This is a genomic window from Hyphomonas atlantica corrig. (assembly GCF_000682715.1).
Taxonomy (GTDB): Bacteria; Pseudomonadota; Alphaproteobacteria; order Caulobacterales; family Hyphomonadaceae; genus Hyphomonas; species Hyphomonas atlantica.
The window spans coordinates 22820-39631 of sequence record NZ_AWFH01000056.1 but is presented as its reverse complement, the minus strand read 5'-3'; the positions used below and the strand labels follow the sequence as shown (position 1 = coordinate 39631).

The 16812-nt window shown below is 59.1% G+C and carries 19 protein-coding genes; 11 read left to right on the top strand and 8 right to left on the bottom strand.

All coding sequences use genetic code 11. From position 1 onward, the window contains the following. Positions 1-124 precede the first annotated feature (124 nt). Positions 125-1138 carry a P1 family peptidase gene (locus HY36_RS14190; protein WP_241764217.1) on the bottom strand — a complete coding sequence of 338 codons (1014 nt, stop codon included), beginning with the start codon at positions 1136-1138 and terminating at the stop codon, positions 125-127. A gap of 47 nt (positions 1139-1185) precedes the next feature. Between HY36_RS14190 and ggt the strand changes: the two genes are divergently transcribed. Next, positions 1186-3006, top strand: coding sequence for a gamma-glutamyltransferase (gene ggt, locus HY36_RS14185; protein ID WP_035554221.1), 1821 nt, complete (start codon positions 1186-1188; stop codon positions 3004-3006). Between the two features lie 5 nt (positions 3007-3011). Next, positions 3012-3614: a thymidine kinase gene (locus HY36_RS14180; protein WP_035554219.1), complete on the top strand. Its 603-nt coding sequence runs from the start codon at positions 3012-3014 to the stop codon at positions 3612-3614. On the opposite strand, the gene hemW is transcribed toward HY36_RS14180, so the two are convergent. Next, complete coding sequence (hemW, locus tag HY36_RS14175; protein WP_051602823.1) at positions 3603-4775, bottom strand: radical SAM family heme chaperone HemW; 1173 nt, start codon at positions 4773-4775, stop codon at positions 3603-3605. The two genes, HY36_RS14180 and hemW, sit on opposite strands and share 12 nt — an antisense overlap. After that, positions 4772-5374, bottom strand: coding sequence for an RdgB/HAM1 family non-canonical purine NTP pyrophosphatase (rdgB, locus tag HY36_RS14170; protein ID WP_081806222.1), 603 nt, complete (start codon positions 5372-5374; stop codon positions 4772-4774). Before rdgB ends, hemW begins: the two co-directional genes overlap by 4 nt. Positions 5375-5514: 140 nt before the next feature. Here rdgB and HY36_RS14165 point away from each other — a divergent pair, with 140 nt between their 5' ends. Genes HY36_RS14165 through HY36_RS14145 form a run of 5 tightly spaced genes read left to right on the top strand, consistent with a single transcriptional unit; the run spans position 5515 to position 7701 of the window. After that, positions 5515-6036: a DUF2975 domain-containing protein gene (locus HY36_RS14165; protein ID WP_241764216.1), complete on the top strand. Its 522-nt coding sequence runs from the start codon at positions 5515-5517 to the stop codon at positions 6034-6036. An 11-nt stretch (positions 6037-6047) separates the two neighbouring features. Next, on the top strand, positions 6048-6287 hold the full coding sequence (locus HY36_RS14160) for a helix-turn-helix domain-containing protein (protein WP_035554215.1): 240 nt from the start codon (positions 6048-6050) through the stop codon (positions 6285-6287). After that, positions 6288-6674 carry a hypothetical protein gene (locus tag HY36_RS14155; protein ID WP_035554213.1) on the top strand — a complete coding sequence of 129 codons (387 nt, stop codon included), beginning with the start codon at positions 6288-6290 and terminating at the stop codon, positions 6672-6674. A 43-nt stretch (positions 6675-6717) separates the two neighbouring features. After that, complete coding sequence (locus HY36_RS14150) at positions 6718-7215, top strand: CreA family protein (protein WP_035554211.1); 498 nt, start codon at positions 6718-6720, stop codon at positions 7213-7215. A gap of 57 nt (positions 7216-7272) precedes the next feature. Further along, positions 7273-7701, top strand: a complete 429-nt coding sequence (locus tag HY36_RS14145) for a group III truncated hemoglobin (RefSeq protein ID WP_035554210.1) — start codon at positions 7273-7275, stop codon at positions 7699-7701. Here the strand turns inward: HY36_RS14145 and rph are convergent. After that, positions 7698-8423: a ribonuclease PH gene (gene rph, locus HY36_RS14140; RefSeq protein ID WP_206741208.1), complete on the bottom strand. Its 726-nt coding sequence runs from the start codon at positions 8421-8423 to the stop codon at positions 7698-7700. The two genes, HY36_RS14145 and rph, sit on opposite strands and share 4 nt — an antisense overlap. A 90-nt stretch (positions 8424-8513) precedes the next feature. On the opposite strand from rph, the gene HY36_RS14135 reads away from it, so the two are divergent. From HY36_RS14135 to HY36_RS14125, 3 genes are all read left to right on the top strand, one after another. After that, complete coding sequence (locus tag HY36_RS14135) at positions 8514-10184, top strand: formate--tetrahydrofolate ligase (RefSeq protein ID WP_035554207.1); 1671 nt, start codon at positions 8514-8516, stop codon at positions 10182-10184. 63 nt (positions 10185-10247) lie between these two features. Continuing rightward, complete coding sequence (gene hrcA / locus HY36_RS14130) at positions 10248-11339, top strand: heat-inducible transcriptional repressor HrcA (RefSeq protein ID WP_035554205.1); 1092 nt, start codon at positions 10248-10250, stop codon at positions 11337-11339. Then, entirely contained in the window at positions 11336-11944 is a 609-nt protein-coding gene (locus HY36_RS14125) for a nucleotide exchange factor GrpE (protein ID WP_035554204.1), read from the top strand. The genes hrcA and HY36_RS14125 overlap by 4 nt, the downstream gene beginning before the upstream one ends. Here HY36_RS14125 and HY36_RS17910 read toward each other — a convergent pair. Together HY36_RS17910 and HY36_RS14115 are read right to left on the bottom strand one after the other, a co-directional pair. After that, on the bottom strand, positions 11941-12786 hold the full coding sequence (locus HY36_RS17910; RefSeq protein ID WP_051602822.1) for a hypothetical protein: 846 nt from the start codon (positions 12784-12786) through the stop codon (positions 11941-11943). The genes HY36_RS14125 and HY36_RS17910 overlap by 4 nt on opposite strands. Positions 12787-12864: 78 nt before the next feature. Further along, the gene (locus HY36_RS14115; protein WP_035554539.1) at positions 12865-13077 is read right to left on the bottom strand and encodes a DUF2061 domain-containing protein; all 213 of its coding nucleotides are present in this window, start codon (positions 13075-13077) and stop codon (positions 12865-12867) included. Between the two features lie 304 nt (positions 13078-13381). On the opposite strand from HY36_RS14115, the gene dnaK reads away from it, so the two are divergent. Beyond that, positions 13382-15295 carry a molecular chaperone DnaK gene (gene dnaK / locus HY36_RS14110; RefSeq protein WP_035554202.1) on the top strand — a complete coding sequence of 638 codons (1914 nt, stop codon included), beginning with the start codon at positions 13382-13384 and terminating at the stop codon, positions 15293-15295. A gap of 88 nt (positions 15296-15383) precedes the next feature. On the opposite strand, the gene HY36_RS14105 is transcribed toward dnaK, so the two are convergent. Both HY36_RS14105 and HY36_RS14100 read right to left on the bottom strand, forming a co-directional pair. Then, positions 15384-15677: a PilZ domain-containing protein gene (locus HY36_RS14105; RefSeq protein ID WP_051602821.1), complete on the bottom strand. Its 294-nt coding sequence runs from the start codon at positions 15675-15677 to the stop codon at positions 15384-15386. Positions 15678-15747: 70 nt separating this feature from the next. Then, entirely contained in the window at positions 15748-16737 is a 990-nt protein-coding gene (locus HY36_RS14100; protein WP_035554199.1) for an NADPH:quinone oxidoreductase family protein, read from the bottom strand. Positions 16738-16812: the final 75 nt, after the last annotated feature.

Sequence of the window (16812 nt, the reverse complement as noted above, 5' to 3'; positions counted from 1 at the left end):
ATGCAAGCCTGTTTGCCATCCAACTGTCATTCCTGTGCAGTGCCCCATCTGAGGCCTCATGCGGCCAATAGACATTGCGCGACAAATGACGACAAAATCTCGCCACCTGCTTCACACGATACAGTCAGCGATTGGCCTCATACACGCCTCTGGCGATGGCACGCGACAGTGTTGACGCCGCCAATTCGCCAATTCGTGCGACAAGAATCGCGCGCTCTTCACCCGATTCCACCTTTGCAGATGACATGACAAACAGCGCATCGCCATCAAACGGCGCAAACACAGGCCGAATGGCCCGTGAGAAGCCGGACAGGGCCATCTGCGCCACGCGCTTCGCTTCGCTGGCCGTCAGCGCCACATCTGTTGCAATACAGGCAATGGTCGTATTCTGCCCAAGTGCAGGGTTGGCCTTCGCAGCGCCCCAATCCTCTGCATCGGCAGCATAGTCTTCAGGTGGTCGCTTGCCGCCGAACTCCCCATCAATCTCGTAGGGCCAGGCCCAATAGGCGTCCGTGCCGGGCATGAAGACTGACCCAAAACAGTTCACGCCTGCCAACGCGCCGACCGTAATGCCGTCATGTGTCACGATGCTGGCAGAGCCTGTGCCTCCTGCAAATGCGCCTGCCTTGGCGCCAAAGCCAGCGCCTGCCTGACCAAGCTCAACGCCCAGCCCACGCGCTCTATAGGCTTCCAGTCCCAACGCGGCGTAGGGGGAAACATCTCCCCAGGATTTGTCGCCCCCATTCGCCAAGTCGTACAAGATAGCCGCGGGCACGATCGGCGTGCGCGGCACACCCGTTAGCGGTACGAGCGCAAAGCCCCGCCCCTCCTGCTTCAATCCCGACGCAACGCCATCCGCTGCAGCGAGCCCAAAGGCGCTGCCGCCAGACAGACAGATGGCGTCGATTCCATCCACCAGCATGCCCGCAGACAAGAGGTCCGTCTCGCGCGTGCCGGGCCCTCCACCGGACACGGCAACGGCCGCGATGGCTGGCGCGTCCGGCACGATGACACTGACTCCGGTGCGCACTTTCGCGTCTTCGGTCTGACCGACCTTGAAGCCGGGCACGTCAGTGATGGTGTTTCTTGCGCCTGGTTTTGCCATAAGCTGTCGCCCTGCCTTTCCCTTGTGAGCCATGTTTCATAAGGTCAGCCGCAACACTCGCCAAGCCAAAGGGGCACCTTATGAGACGTTTGCCGATCCTTCTCACCTGCATGGCGCTCGCCAGCTGCGCACCCGGGGACGACCGCCCATTCAACGCGACTGAAGAAGCCCGTCGCGCCGCAGATGCAGCTCAGCAAACGGCAACGTCGGAAACGGACGCGATTGCTACCGAAGCAGAGGTCGACGCCTGGACGAAGGGCGCGATGGTCGCCGCAGCAGATCCCCGCGCCGTGGAGGCTGGCCTTGAAATGCTGCGTCAGGGCGGCAGCGCGATCGACGCCGCAATTGCGGTGCATGCCGTTCTAGGCCTGGTGGAGCCTCAAAGCTCAGGCATCGGCGGCGGCGCCTTCATGGTCTATTATGATCGCGACGCCGATGAGATCACCGTGTTCGATGGACGCGAAGTTGCGCCCGCCTCCACGACGCCGAACCATTTCATGAAGGGTGGCAAGCCGCTCGGTTTCCTCGAAGCGTGGCAATCCGGGAAAGCTGTCGGCGTTCCCGGCCAGATCGCCCTCTACAAAACCTCGCATGAGGCTGCAGGCAAGCTTGATTGGGCAACTCTGTTCCAGCCCGCCATCAAACTGGCGGAAGATGGGTTCGAGGTCTCGCCGCGCCTTGCCGGCCTTCTGGCGAATCCACGTCTGCGGGGTGCTGTGAGACTGGACGACCTGCCCGCATCGGCAGATTATTTCTATCCGAATGGCGAGCCCCTGCCGGTTGGCTTCATCCGCACCAATCCGGACTATGCCGCCACGCTGTCAGCAATTGCGGAATCCGGCCCATCCGCCTTCTACGAGGGCGAAATCGCGCAAGCGATTGTGGACGCTGTGAACAGTGACGCCAATCCCGGCGCCATGAACCTTGAAGACCTTGCCGACTACAGCGTGAAGATCCGCCCAGCACTCTGCGGTGACCGCGCTGACGGCTATCGGATTTGCTCTGCACCGCCCCCCTCTTCCGGCGGCGTGACGCAAAACATGATCATGGGACTCTATGACCTTCTGGAGCCAACCGAAGAAGCCGATATGACGGAAGAGAATTACCTCAAGGCCTTCATTGACGCCCAGCGCCTCGCCTATGCAGACCGCGACCACTATGTCGCCGATTCTGATTTTGTCACCGTTCCGGCAACGGACTTGATCAATCCAGCCTATCTGCGTGTGCGCGCCAAGGAAGCATTTGCACCCGACGCGACGACCCATCCGGGCGACCCTGGCCTCGCGCTCGGCCGGGATCCTGTCCGCCCGCTATGGGGTGAAGATGCAACAGAACATGGTCCGGGCACCACGCATATCTCGATTGTGGATGCGGACGGAAATGCGGTTTCCATGACGGCGACAGTCGAGGCTGCGTTTGGCTCCTCTATTATGGTGAAAGGCTTCATGCTGAACAATGAACTGACCGATTTCTCTCGGCAGCCCGCCAAGGGCACCAAACCTGTCGCCAACGCCCCCGGCCCGAAAAAACGCCCGCGCAGTTCCATGTCGCCAACGCTCGTCTTTGATCCGGCAGGAGACTTGTTCATGGTCACCGGGTCACCTGGGGGGAACTCCATTGTGGCGTATGTATCGAAGACACTGGTCGGTGTGCTGGAGTGGGGAAAGTCAGCCCAGGAAGCGATCGACCTGCCGAACATCATCGCGCGCGGTGACACGGTTGGCGTGGAAATTGACCGCCCCGGCGGTATGGAGGCCGCGGATGCGCTGCGGGAACTCGGCTACAATGTTGAAGAGCGCGAAGGAGAAAACTCCGGCCTTCACGTGATCATCGTCCGCGAAGATGGCCTTGAGGGCGGGGCAGATCCGCGCCGCGAAGGTATTGCCAAAGCGCTGGAATAGCTCTGATGGCAAAGCTCTACTTTTCCTATGCCGCCATGAATGCGGGCAAGTCGACGATCCTGCTGCAAGCAGCCTACAATTATCGGGAGCGAGGAATGGAAGTCCTGCTCCTGACATCTGCGCTCTACAAGGATGATGAGGACGGGCACATCTCGTCTCGCATCGGCATCGGAGCTGACGCAGTCCTGTATGATAAGGACACTGACATTTTTGGCCTAATCGCGGATGAACTCGACACCCACGCCCTCAGCGCCGTGTTTGTCGATGAAGCACAGTTCCTGTCCAAGGAGCAGGTCTGGCAATTGGCCAGGGCAGCGGATCATCTGAACCTGCCCGTCCTGGCCTATGGCCTGCGGACAGATTTTCAGGGGGAGTTGTTCGAAGGCTCTGCGGCGCTGCTTGCCATCGCCGATTCCTTGCGGGAAATCCGGACAATCTGCGAGTGCGGACGCAAGGCGACAATGGTCATCCGGCTCGGCCCTGATGGGGAAGCCTTGACCGAGGGAGAACAAGTCAGCATCGCAAAAGCGACCTATCTCTCCTTGTGTCGGCGGCATTGGGAAGAGCGCATGGGCCGCTTCCCACCCAAATTGCCCTCAGGGGGATAGCTCTGCTGTAAGCGCATCAGCCAGCAGGCGTCCCTTCGGCGTCAGGGCGATGCGCGCGCCTTCTTCGCGCATCCATCCCTCTTCGACAAAGACATCAATCTTGTTCTGTGGCAGCGCGCGGCCCGAGACCGTCTCGATCCGGGTCCGGTCAATTCCCATCTCGGAACGCAATCCCATAGCGAGCAATTCACGAGCGTTGTCCAGCGGGTACAGTTTTGATGCGTCAGACCATCCGGAAGCAAGTGCCTGCACATTTGCGATATAGGCCTCCGGTCGGCGCTCAGCCTCGGATGCGTAGCGGTTCCCGCCAACACTGAGCCGCCCATGCGCCCCTGGCCCCACGCCAATCCAGTCGCCTCCATTCCAATATGTCATATTGTGCCGTGACCGGAACTCCTCCGCTCGTGCATGGTTTGAAACCTCATAGCCCGGCAGACCCGCAGAGGTCAGGATTTCCTGTGTAAGTTCATAAAGGTCCGCCTGATCATCATCTTCCATTGGCAACAGCTCGCCACGCGCCGCCGCTTTTCCAAAGGCCGTACGCTCCTCAATGGTGAGTTCGTACAAGGAAATATGCGGTGCACCGAAAGCGAGAACATCACTGAGTTCTGATTGCCACTCCTCCGCCAACTGTCCAGGTCGCGCATAAATCAAATCAACGGATGTATTTGGAAACACATCCAAAGCGCGGCTCATGGCAATGCGCGCCGCACTGCCATGATGGTCACGCCCCAGAAATGCAAGCGCATCATCGCGAAGTGACTGGACCCCAAGAGAGAGCCGGTTAACCCCGGCAGCCTTCACACCCTGCAAATCCATCCGCAGGATGTCGTTAGGATTTGCCTCCAGCGTGATCTCGGCATCCGCCTCCAGCCCGAAACTCTCTTCAGCCGCGCGCACCAATCCGGCGATTTCAGTCGGCTTCAACAGGGAAGGCGTCCCTCCCCCGAAGTAGAGACTGCCCGCCCGGCCATGCTCAGGCAGTCTGGGCCGATGGATCTGAAGGTCTTTCTTGATCGCTTCCAACAAAGAGGTCGGATCTCGATCCTTGGCTGCGTACACATTAAAGTCGCAGTAGGGACAGACTTTCGCACAGTACGGCCAATGAATGTAGATTCCAAATCCATATTCTGGACCGAAAGGGGGCGCCCCCTCGCTCATGCCAGCAAAGCCGCCTTCAGCTTGGCAACGGCATTTGCACGATGGCTCATGGCATGCTTCCGGTCCGGATCCATTTCACCGAACGTGATGGTTTCGCCCTTGGCCACAAAGACCGGATCATATCCAAAGCCCTTGTCCCCGCGCGGCGGCCAGGTCAATTCACCATGCACTTCGCCCTCATAGACTTCCGCATGACCATCAGGCCATACAACGGCCAACGCGCAGACAAACTTGGCTGACCGGTCCGTTGCGCCAATCTCATCCAGCTCCCGCTGCACTTTCTCCATCGCCTTTCCGAAGTCGCGCGGCTCACCTGCCCAGCGAGCAGAATAGATACCCGGCGCGCCGCCCAAAGCTGTCACGGCGAGCCCGGAATCGTCGGAAAGCGCCGGTGCGCCGGTGGCTTCAGCAGCCGCACGCGCCTTCAGGATCGCATTTCCGGCAAAGGTGGCTTCGGTCTCTTCCGGCTCAGGAAGGTCCAGTTCGATGGCGGAGACGACATCAAATCCTAGCGGCTCGAACAAATCCTTAAGCTCGGAGACCTTACCCTTGTTATGGGTCGCTGCGACCAGTCGACCGGGCGAAAGCCTTCGAATCATTTTATTTTCACCCATTCTGTAATGGCCCTATTCTTGCTTTTGACATAAATGTATATATCGTTATTCGGTAAGCCCACCGCCTCGAGCAACTTCATCCTCGAGCATCATGTCAACAATCGCCGGAAGGTAAACAGAGACACATGAGCACAAATGCGGGAAACTCCATGGCAGCGGTCATGACCGTACTGGTGACGATTGTCATGTGGATGACTGCCTTGATCGGCGCAATCGTCATTCTGGCCGGCGGGGTAGAATTGATCTCAATACTGTCGGGCACCCCCATCAGTATCGGCGCCATCAAGATCGACGACCACGACATAACGCTGCAGGAATTGAGCGCTGGCCTGCTCGGCGCGCTCGTCGTTGTGGTTGCCGTGATTTTCGTATGTCTCGAATTGCGCAAAATTCTGGCAACCCTGACAGCAGGCGACCCGTTCGTTCCGGAAAATGCCGTCAGATTGACCCGGATCGCCATCGCCATCGCCGTGACGCAACTGCTGCGCTATGCCATCGCCATCGTGGTCGGCCTGGTCGTTGACGGCACGAGAATACAGCTTTCCTTCGACCTTATCGCATGGGCATCGGTTGCGGCGCTCTTCATTCTTTCCCAAGTCTTCCGGGAGGGCACCCGCCTTCGCGATGAAGAGAAGATGACCATATAGGAGCACAGGAAATGTCCATTCGCGTGACCCTCGACCGTGTGCTTCTGGATCGTCGCATGTCCCTGACCGAACTGTCAGAGCGTGTGGGCGTGACACTCGCCAATTTGTCCATTCTGAAAACCGGCAAGGCCAAGGCCGTGCGCTTTTCGACATTGGAAGCCCTCTGTCGTGAGCTGGAATGCCAGCCGGGAGATTTGCTCGTTTTCGATGACGAGGATTCAGCCGACCATGAACAGGTGGCGGCCGAGTAGATGAGCTATCGCGACAAATTCCCATTCGAGCCAGGCGACGTCGTGTCTGTGCGGTTTGGTGTGGTCTTGTCGCATTATGGCGTTGTCACGTCGCGCGGAACCATCATCAGCAATTCGCGTCTTCATGATGGCGTGATTGAGCAAACCCCTGAGGAATTTGCGACAGGGCGCGACATACGGCGACACCGCCGCTACAGCTCGCTCGACGCGCATCTCGTCGAAAACCGCGCCCGCCGGCAGCTGGGCCGCGACTATGATCTCTTCGGCTCCAATTGCGGTCATCTCGTCCGGCACGCCCACCGCCGCAAGCCGACGCCGATGCAGATCGGCGCAGCGACGGTGCGCGCGCTCGGCGACATGTTGTCGGCTCGGCGCAAGTTTTACTGATCCAGTTCGGGAACGCATGCCTCCGGGCGGCGTAGCATGTCTCATGAAGCGGAAACTTTCTCTCGCCCTGCTCGCGCTCGCCCTGCCAATCGCCGCCTGTGGAGGCGACAAGGAAGTTGGCGAGTTCAAGAATGACTGGCTCGGCAATGAGATCAAGATCAAGCAATTGACTGACCCGAAAATCGAAGGCGTGGTCTGCCATCTATCCTTCTTTGATCGCGGCGTGTGGGACCGGCTGGGAAAGGGAAACTGGTTTGAAAACCCGTCCAACTCCTCCATTTCCTGCCTGCAATCAGGACCAATTCGCATCGGACGGATCGATCTCGACAAATCGGGCGAGGAAGTCTTCGATCAGAACCAGAGCCTGATCTTCAAACAACTCGCTGTGCGCCGCATCTATGATGCCGACTCTGACAGCCTGATGTATGTCTCCTATAGCCGCAAGATCGTGGACGGATCCGCCAAGATGAGCCTGTCGACCGTACCGCTGTTCGGACGGGACGTGACCTGGCAGAACGGCAAGCCCGCATCGGCAAACTGACCGACCAAGGACTTCTACCTATGGACACGCCTCAGAAGGCTGCCCATTTGGTCTGCCATGACCGTACGAATTCGATCCGCTGAAGACCGCCGCCGCGAAATCCAGGAAAATGCGGCCCGCTTGGGCATCGACGAAGCCTTCATTTCTGACCTAGTCGAGAATTTCTACACGCGGGTACGTGCCCACCCCCTGCTCGGCCCGGTCTTCGAAACGGAGATCGGTGACCATTGGACGCCCCACTTGGCGACAATGAAGGATTTCTGGTCGTCCGTCGCCATGAATACAGGACGCTACTCCGGAAAGCCGTTCCCGGCGCATATGAAATTGACGGGCATTACGCCCGCCCATTTCAACATCTGGCTTGCCCTGTTTCGACTAACGCTCGAAGAGCTCAGCGACTCTGCAGAGACGGTCGAGTACTTCATGGAACGCGCCAACCGAATTGCCCGCAGCTTTCAGCTTGGTATGTTCGAGCTTGGCCTTTAGCCGAGCGCCGCGCGCTGCGCTTCAAACAATTCCATACATCCCTTTTCAGCAAGGCGGAGCATTTCGTCGAGCTCAGCGCGGGTCATTGGGCGTTCTTCACCCGTGCCCTGCACTTCAATGAAGCCGCCATCCGAACTCATCACGACATTCATGTCTGCTTCGCCGCGCGAATCTTCCGGGTAATCAACATCCAGCACCGGGTGGTCCTGATACACGCCGACTGAAATCGCGGCAGCCTGCTTGGTAATCGGGTCGGCTGAGATCACGCCTTCCGCCTTCAGGTAACGGCATGCCATTGCAAGCGCGACGAAGCCGCCAGTGATCGACGCCGTGCGAGTGCCGCCATCGGCCTGAAGCACGTCACAATCAATCGTGATCTGGTTCTCCCCCAATGCGGACAGGTCGCAAACTGACCGCAGCGAACGGCCGATCAGGCGCTGGATCTCTTGCGTCCGACCAGACTGTTTTCCCGAAGCAGCCTCCCGGCGACCACGCGTATGGGTGGCGCGCGGCAGCATGCCATACTCGCCGGTGACCCAGCCCTTGCCCTGCCCTTTGAGCCAAGGCGGCACGCTCTTTTCCCAACTGGCAGTACACAATACATGGGTGTTGCCGAACTTCGCCAGGCAGGAGCCCTCTGCATAACGGGTGACATTGGTCTCCAGCGAAACGTCACGAAGCTGGTCGAAGGTGCGACCGGAAGGCCGAATTAGCGTGCTCATGGCGAAATCCTCTTTTCTGCCGAGCCTGATTGCGGGTTTTGCCGCGCCTGTCTACACCGGGAACACGTTTAGAGACGATCAGGGGGACATATGCCGACAGATATCGAGATCGCCAGAAGCGCGAAGAAGCGCCCGATGAGTGAGCTTGCCGACGCGCTTCAGATCGATGCTGCCGACATTATCCCCTACGGCCATGACAAGGCGAAGATCGCGCCCGGCCATCTATCTTCCCTGAAAGCCAAATCCGACGGCAAGCTGATCCTCGTTACGGCGATCAACCCGACGCCCGCTGGCGAAGGCAAGACAACCACCAGCGTTGGCCTGACCGATGCGATGAACCGGATTGGTGAACGCACTCTGCTCTGCTTGCGCGAACCGTCTCTTGGCCCCTGCTTCGGGATGAAGGGCGGTGCGACGGGCGGCGGACAAGCCCAAGTCGTTCCGATGGAAGATATCAATTTGCATTTCACCGGTGATTTCCACGCCATCACGTCCGCTCACAATCTGCTCGCTGCAATGATCGACAATCATGTGCACTGGGGCGGAGACAGCGGTCTGGAACCGACGCGGATCACCTGGCGACGCGTCATGGACATGAATGATCGCAACCTGCGCAATGTCGTGACCGGCCTGGGCGGCAGCCCCAACGGCACACCCATGGAAACCGGCTTCGATATCACGGTCGCATCGGAGATCATGGCGATCCTCTGCCTGGCCAGGGATGCGCATGACCTTCAGGAACGATTGGAGCGCATGGTGATCGGGTATCGCCGTGGTCGCATTCCTGTAACGGCCAAGGACATGAAAGCCGTTGGCGCGATGATGGCGCTGTTGAAAGACGCAATGCTGCCAAACCTGGTCCAGACGCTGGAGGGCAATCCGGCGCTTGTGCATGGCGGACCGTTTGCCAACATTGCGCATGGTTGCAGCAGCGTGATCGCCACGAAAGCTGCGCTCAAGATGGCAGATTATGTGATCACCGAAGCAGGCTTTGGCGCAGATCTGGGCGCCGAGAAATTCTTCAACATCAAATGTCGCCAAGCCGGATTGATGCCAAGTGCGGCAGTCCTTGTTGCCACTGTGCGCGCGCTGAAAATGCATGGCGGCATTTCCAAGGAAGATGCCGGAACGGTGAGCTACGATGCGCTGGAGAGAGGCCTCGCAAATCTCGGCCGGCATATCGAGAATTTGAAGCAGTTCAATGTCCCGGTCGTCGTAGCGATCAACCGGTTCACGTCGGATACATCTCGGGAAATCGCCGCCATCGAAGCCTATTGTGCAGAGCGAGGCGTCCAGGTGTCGATTTGTACACACTGGGCAGAGGGCGGTCATGGCGCAGAAGACCTCGCCCGGAAAGTCACCCGGATCGCCAGCGACACGCCAATCGACTTTCAACCCCTCTACCCATCCGATATGCCCCTGTTCGAAAAGATCGAAACCGTGGCCAAGCGCATCTATCGCGCAAGCCATGTCGATGCGCCCGCCTCAGTTCACAAGCAACTGGAACGCTGGGAACAGGATGGGTACGGCAACTTTCCGGTTTGCATGGCGAAAACACCTTACAGCTTTTCAAGCGATGCGAAGCTTGTTGGCGCGCCTGAAGGCCATGCCCTGCAACTGCGGGAAGTGCGCCTCTCGGCTGGCGCAGGGTTTGTGGTCGGCATTTGCGGCGACCTCGTCACCATGCCCGGCCTGCCTCGTCGCCCCGCCGCCGAAGACATGCATCTGGACCATTTGGGCCTTATCCAGAACCTCTCCTGAAACAAGCTCGTCGCGGCGCGATGCCTATTGAACAGAGGCCGGGCCGCGCCTAATCAATAAAACATGATCCCGCCTCTCGACACGCAATCCCTGTTGCAGCGCCTCGACCAGCGCTCTCGCGACATTTTCCGGGAAATCGTCGAAGGCTATCTGACCACAGGCGAGCCAGTCGGCTCCCGCACTTTGTCAAAGGGCGGGATAGCGCTGTCACCCGCATCGATCCGCAATGTGATGGCCGATCTGACCGAGCTTGGGCTGCTTGAGTCACCCCATATCTCGGCGGGGCGTGCGCCCACGCATACGGGCTTGCGCCTCTTCGTAGACGGCTTCCTTGAGATCGGGGAGCCGAGCCGCGGCGACCGGATGGAAATTGACGATCGGTTGAAATCGGCTGGTACCGATATCGAGGCGGTCATGGGCGAGGCCTCGAACATTCTTTCCGGCCTCACCGGCGGTGCAGGACTGGTGTCCTCCCCTACCCGGGACGCCGTCGTGCGACACGCTGAGTTCGTTCCCCTGGGCGGGCGCGAAGCCTTATGCGTCATCGTGACCGAAGATGGCGATGTCGAGAACCGGATCGTGGAAGTGCCGGAAGGCTTGCCATCGACCACATTGATGGAGGCCGGAAATTACCTCTCCACGCGCGTGCGGGGACGCACCTTGTCCGAAGTCGCAAACGATATTCGCGACGAATTGCGTAACCGCCGCGCCGCGCTGGATCAGGCAGCCTCGTCTCTCGTGGAACAGGGGCTTGCCCAATGGGGCGGGGATGCGCCAGGCCGGGGACGGTCGCTGATCGTTCGCGGACGCGCCAACCTACTGGAGGATGCACAGGCCGCCGAGGACCTCGACCGGGTGCGACAGCTGTTCAATGAACTTGAACGCCAGCAAAGCCTGCTTGATATCCTGGATACAACCCGGGAAGCGGACGGCGTGCGTCTGTTCATCGGCGCGGAGAACCAGCTTTTCCCGCTGTCGGGTTCAAGTGTGATTGTGGCTCCCTATATGGGAGGCGAAAAACAGGTTATCGGCGCGCTTGGCGTGATTGGCCCGACCCGGCTGAACTATGCCCGCGTCATACCCATGGTGGATTATACGGCGAAAGTGGTGGGGCAAATCCTCTCCGCCCGCCGCAAGAAGGATACGCAAGGATGAGCGACGAACCCAAGAACAGCGAAACCGCTGAGATCGATTCCAACGCATCCAAGGCAGAGCTGAAAGCCGCCGCGGACGATATCCTCAAATCTGCGCCTGCTGAAGAAGCGGCGCCAGAAGAAGAGATGGATCCAGTCCAAAAGCTGGAAATCGAGAAAGAGGAATTGCGCGAACAATTGCTGCGCACGCTGGCTGATCTCGAGAACACGCGCAAGCGCGCTGAGCGTCAGGTGGCAGACGCACGCATCTACGCAATCGAGAAATTTGCGGGCGACCTTCTGAGCGTGTCCGACAATCTTTCCCGCGCATTGACGGCCCTGTCTGAAGAAGACCGCGCAGCGCTGTCAGAGCCCGGCCGGAACCTGTTTGAAGGCATCGAGATGACGGAAAAGGAGCTGCACACGGCCCTCGCCCGGCATGGCGTTACGGTGATTGCTGCCCTCCCCGGCGACACATTCGATCCGAACCAGCACCAGGCGGTCGCGAACATTCCGTCCGACCAGCCGAACGGTACAATCGCCTCCTGCTTCCAGCCCGGCTGGAAAATCGGCGAGCGCACCCTGCGCGCCGCCATGGTGGCCGTCAGTGCCGGCGCAGCGAACTAGCGCCGCACCTTCCACATCGTGACCGTGTTCTGCCGCCAGTTCGGCACGATAACGGCGTCGCCGATAACGGTCAGATCGTTCTGCGAGACCGGCTTATCAAACAGGGTGGTTACCGCGCCATCCTCGCCGACATAGTGGATCTGACCCGGCCAGGATGACACGAGATAGCCACCGCCGGGCACCAGCCCGATCCCGTCGGCATTCTCCATTCCGTTGGCAATCTCTGTCAGTTCGCCGTCTGCGGTCACGCTATACAGGCTGCCGGTCGTCATGGTGGAGACCAGCATCCGCTCACCATCGCCGAGCAGGCCGTTTACGCCTGCCAGCCGCTCGTCCTGCAGCCAAAGCTCAGCTGCGCCGTCCACTATCTTGTAAATTGCCGCATCGCCGGAGTCAGAGACATAGATCGACCCGCCCCATTCTGTCGCATCATTGAGGAATTGGGCGCCCTCGATTCGCACCTTGCCGAGCCGCTTGCCGTTGGCGATGTCAAACGACACGACCGAGTCTATATCGGTCGCATGCAGCACGCCGTCGAGAACGGCCATACCCTTGGGCGCGTCCAGCTTCGCCGCCCAATGTTGCTCAATGATGGAGCCGTCTGGACCAATATGGGCGATGTATCCATTACCGTCCTTGTCGCGCCCCTCCCCGACCACATTGGAGATGAAGTATCCGCCGTTCGGCGCTTCGGCCGCGCCTTCGGGGCTTTCAAAGCCTTCAGACACCCAGACCTGTTCGATGCTGGCGACCGCTACAGGCTCCGCAACCGTTTCGGTCACGGTTGCCGCGCAAGCCGCAAGAACAATGGATGAGGATGAGATTACGAGCGAACGGAACATATTTGAAGCCTCCCCGGCATGTGTTTTCGCCACTATGCCAAGGGGGCTGCCGATGCGTCCAGCTTTTCCGAGCCTGTATCAAACCACTGGTTCGACCTCAGGTGTCCGGCGGAGCGGCAAACGCTCCCACAGACGCTCATGGAAAGTATAGGCGATTGTCTGCACGGCAGGCTCAATCAAGCCGATGGCAAGAGCGGCGTGCCAGTTGCGCGTCAGGGCGAATGCCACGGCAACAGCCACGGTCAGGTGCATCAGGCTATAAGTCAGCGTCTTGATCAGTTGGCGGGGCATGGAATTTCCTTTCACACCAATAGAGATATTGCGAGTGAGAACCATTATCAAATAAATTGATGAACTCCCTGCCATAGAGGTTACCTATCGCAGTGAAGCGCCAAAAACCTGTACAGCTACGTATTGTTCCCCCCTTGAGACGCGCTAAACCCTTCCCATATCGCAAGTCGAACCGGCGCGCGGATTAAAACCGCTTCCGCCACCTCATTTGAACCCTTGGAGAGAGCCACTGGCTGTCCGGGGCTGCTGAGCAGACCGCAACAGAACACGGCCCGTGGCGGCTTGATAAAAAGAGAGATGCAACATGAGCAAAATCATTGGTATTGACCTTGGTACGACCAACTCCTGTGTCGCCGTCATGGAAGGCGGGCAGGCAAAGGTTATCGAAAACGCTGAAGGCCAGCGCACAACTCCATCCGTTGTCGCCTTTACAGAAGGTGGCGAACGCCTGATCGGCATGCCGGCCCGTCGTCAAGCGGTCACCAACCCGGACTTCACCTTCTACGCCATCAAGCGCTTGATCGGTCGCCAGTTCGACGATCCGACCGCGCAGAAGGACAAGGCGATTTCTCCATTTGAGATCGTCAAAGGCCCTTCTGGCGACGCATGGGTGAAAGGCCACGACAAAGACTACGCCCCGCAGGAAATCTCTGCCTTCATCCTGACCAAGATGAAAGAAACCGCAGAAGCCTATCTGGGCAGTGAAGTTACCCAAGCGGTCATTACCGTTCCGGCTTACTTCAACGACGCCCAGCGCCAAGCTACGAAAGACGCAGGCAAGATTGCCGGCCTCGAAGTGCTGCGCATCATCAACGAGCCGACCGCGGCCGCACTCGCCTATGGTCTCGACAAGGGCGACCAGTCCAAGACCATCGCGGTTTATGACCTTGGCGGTGGTACGTTCGACGTGTCCCTGCTGGAAATTGGTGACGGCGTATTCGAAGTTCTGTCGACGAATGGCGACACGTTCCTCGGCGGTGAAGATTTCGACCTGCGCATCGTCGACTTCCTTGCGGAAGAATTCAAAAAGGATCAGGGCATTGACCTGAAGGCCGACAAGCTGGCCCTCCAGCGCCTGAAGGAAGAAGCCGAGAAGGCGAAGAAGGAGCTGTCTTCTGCCAGCCAGTATGAAGTAAACCTTCCCTTCATCACAGCAGACGCAACAGGCCCAAAACACCTGAATATCAAGCTGACCCGCGCCAAGTTCGAGAGCCTTGTCGAAGACCTCGTCAAGCGGACCATCGAACCGTGCAAGAAAGCGCTTGCTGATGCGGGCAAGTCCGCCTCCGACATTGACGAAGTCGTCCTCGTTGGCGGCATGACCCGTATGCCGGCAGTTCAGGAAGCCGTGAAGAAGTTCTTCGGCCGCGATCCGCACAAGGGTGTGAACCCGGACGAAGTGGTTGCCATCGGCGCGGCCATTCAGGGCGGCGTTCTGCAAGGCGACGTGAAAGACGTTGTGCTTCTCGACGTTACCCCGCTGTCGCTGGGAATTGAAACGCTGGGCGGCGTGTTCACTCGCTTGATCGACCGCAACACCACGATCCCAACCAAGAAGTCCCAGGTCTTCTCGACGGCTGACGACAACCAGCCTGCCGTGACGATCAAGGTCTTCCAGGGCGAGCGCGAAATGGCCGCCGATAACAAGATGCTCGGCCAGTTCAACCTCGAAGGCATTCCGCCGGCCCCGCGCGGCGTGCCTCAGATCGAAGTGACCTTCGACATCGACGCCAACGGCATCGTGTCCGTGTCCGCCAAGGACAAGGCGACCGGCAAGGAACAGGTCATCACCATCCAGGCAGATGGCGGCCTGTCGGAAGACGACATCAAGAACATGATGGCCGACGCCGAAGCCAATGCTGGCGCAGACAAGGCTCGCCGCGAGCTGGTCGAAGCCAAGAACCAGGCTGAAGCCCTCGTGCACCAGACCGAAAAGCAGGTCGAGGAGCATGGCGACAAGGTGTCTGACGAGGTGAAAGCCGAGATCAAGACAGCGTCCGATGAGCTGAAAGAGGCCCGTGAAGGCGACAACATCGCCGATATTCAGGCCAAGCATCAGGCTCTGATGACCGCCGCCATGAAACTTGGCGAGGCCATCTATGCCAGCCAGCAGGAAGAAACTGCCAGCGCTGATGCCGCTGCAGATGCTGCGGCAGACGGCGATGATGTCGTGGACGCAGACTTCGAGGAAGTCGACGGCGACCAGAAATCCGCCTAGTCAACGCCTTCCTTCACAAGAAAAGCCCGCCAGAGCGATCTGGCGGGCTTTTTCGTGGATGGTCTTGCAGAACGAGGCGAACGGCGGACTAGCGTGGCGGGCGGACGAACTGCGCGCCGACCAGAATACCGCTCTGCCATCGCTTCGCACACGGTACGATCAGCTCCACAGAACCGTCAGATTTCAATATCTGTAGCTCGAAGGCATCAGGCACGGCCCAGATCTCGCTGAGCTTCAGCTTGGCGCCCGTGGCAGACAAGTCCCGGATTCCGACATCGAATGAGCTATGACGCTGATTCAGTACAATACGACCGCGACGCAACAAACGCATCCGTTTGCCGCCGCGGCCGTCATTTTCCTGAACCTTGCGCTCTTCCGTCATACCGGAACTATGCGCGAGCGGGAGTTTGGTTCAGACGTTAACTGTAATTGCGGTTACAGCTCGGCATCGTCTAGACGACAACCACCACCTTGCCCTGCGCTTTCCGGTCCATCAGTTCCTGAATCGCATCTGCGGATTTTTCCAGCGGATACGTATTGGAAATATGCGGGCGGATCTTGCCTTCACTGTATAGCTTGAACAGCTCCGCCACATTCTGCGCATGCGCTTTCGGGTCACGCGCAACCGCTGCGCCCCAGAAGACACCGCGCACATCGCAGCTTTTCAGCAAGGTCAGGTTGAGTGGCAATTTCGGAATGCCTGCGGGGAAGCCGATCACGAGGAACCGCCCTTCCCAGTTCATGGCGCGGAGCGATGGTTCCGCGTAGTTTCCGCCAACACCGTCATAGATGATGTCGACACCGCCACCGGAAACTTCCTTGATATCGTTGGAGAAAGCCTTTTGACCAACGCGGTCGAGATCGCGCGCATAGACAAGGCCTTTGTCGGCGCCCTTGGAGAGGCAGAAGTCCACTTTCTCCTGTGTTGAACAGGCGGCGATGACTTCGAGGCCCATTGCCTTGCCCAGCTCAACCGCCGCGATACCCACACCGCCAGCCGCGCCGAGCACGAGAAGCTTCTCGCCAGGCTTCGGATCTCCGCGATCCTTGAGCGCATAATAGCTGGTGCCATAGGTCATCAGGAAGGCGGCAGCCTCCTCGAACGGCATCCCGTCCGGAATGGGCATGACAGCGTGTTGAGCGGCCACGGCATATTCTGCCATTCCGCCATTGCCAATTGACGCAAGCACGCGGTCACCTTCTTTGACGTGGCTGACGCCTTCGCCAACTTCCTTCACGAATCCGGCAATTTCACCGCCGGGAGAGAATGGGCGGGGTGGTTTGAACTGGTACATGTCCTGGATAATGAGCGAGTCCGGGAAATTCACCCCGCACGCCTTCACCTCGATCAGAACCTGGTCCTTGCCGCATTCCGGCATCGGGGCGTCTTCGATCACCAGAGTATCCGGTCCGCCTACTTCCTTGGAGAGCACTGCTTTCATGCCTGCAACTTCCTTCCCGTCTTGTTGTTTCTGCTGCCAGACGGTAGCGGTGTGCCGAATAAAAGTCCAAGCCTG

Excerpts from the sequence above, each read along its gene's own strand:
- HY36_RS14190 (WP_241764217.1), bottom strand. The coding sequence starts at position 1,138 with ATGGCTCACAAGGGAAAGGCAGGGCGACAGCTTATGGCAAAACCAGGC.
- rdgB (WP_081806222.1), bottom strand. The coding sequence starts at position 5,374 with ATGATTCGAAGGCTTTCGCCCGGTCGACTGGTCGCAGCGACCCATAAC.
- HY36_RS14165 (WP_241764216.1), top strand. The coding sequence starts at position 5,515 with ATGAGCACAAATGCGGGAAACTCCATGGCAGCGGTCATGACCGTACTG.
- HY36_RS14150 (WP_035554211.1), top strand. The coding sequence starts at position 6,718 with ATGAAGCGGAAACTTTCTCTCGCCCTGCTCGCGCTCGCCCTGCCAATC.
- dnaK (WP_035554202.1), top strand. The coding sequence starts at position 13,382 with ATGAGCAAAATCATTGGTATTGACCTTGGTACGACCAACTCCTGTGTC.
- HY36_RS14155 (WP_035554213.1), top strand. The coding sequence starts at position 6,288 with ATGAGCTATCGCGACAAATTCCCATTCGAGCCAGGCGACGTCGTGTCT.
- HY36_RS14125 (WP_035554204.1), top strand. The coding sequence starts at position 11,336 with ATGAGCGACGAACCCAAGAACAGCGAAACCGCTGAGATCGATTCCAAC.
- HY36_RS14100 (WP_035554199.1), bottom strand. The coding sequence starts at position 16,737 with ATGAAAGCAGTGCTCTCCAAGGAAGTAGGCGGACCGGATACTCTGGTG.
- ggt (WP_035554221.1), top strand. The coding sequence starts at position 1,186 with ATGAGACGTTTGCCGATCCTTCTCACCTGCATGGCGCTCGCCAGCTGC.
- hrcA (WP_035554205.1), top strand. The coding sequence starts at position 10,248 with ATGATCCCGCCTCTCGACACGCAATCCCTGTTGCAGCGCCTCGACCAG.
- HY36_RS14145 (WP_035554210.1), top strand. The coding sequence starts at position 7,273 with ATGACCGTACGAATTCGATCCGCTGAAGACCGCCGCCGCGAAATCCAG.
- HY36_RS17910 (WP_051602822.1), bottom strand. The coding sequence starts at position 12,786 with ATGTTCCGTTCGCTCGTAATCTCATCCTCATCCATTGTTCTTGCGGCT.
- hemW (WP_051602823.1), bottom strand. The coding sequence starts at position 4,775 with ATGAGCGAGGGGGCGCCCCCTTTCGGTCCAGAATATGGATTTGGAATC.
- rph (WP_206741208.1), bottom strand. The coding sequence starts at position 8,423 with ATGAGCACGCTAATTCGGCCTTCCGGTCGCACCTTCGACCAGCTTCGT.
- HY36_RS14115 (WP_035554539.1), bottom strand. The coding sequence starts at position 13,077 with ATGCCCCGCCAACTGATCAAGACGCTGACTTATAGCCTGATGCACCTG.
- HY36_RS14160 (WP_035554215.1), top strand. The coding sequence starts at position 6,048 with ATGTCCATTCGCGTGACCCTCGACCGTGTGCTTCTGGATCGTCGCATG.
- HY36_RS14105 (WP_051602821.1), bottom strand. The coding sequence starts at position 15,677 with ATGACGGAAGAGCGCAAGGTTCAGGAAAATGACGGCCGCGGCGGCAAA.
- HY36_RS14180 (WP_035554219.1), top strand. The coding sequence starts at position 3,012 with ATGGCAAAGCTCTACTTTTCCTATGCCGCCATGAATGCGGGCAAGTCG.
- HY36_RS14135 (WP_035554207.1), top strand. The coding sequence starts at position 8,514 with ATGCCGACAGATATCGAGATCGCCAGAAGCGCGAAGAAGCGCCCGATG.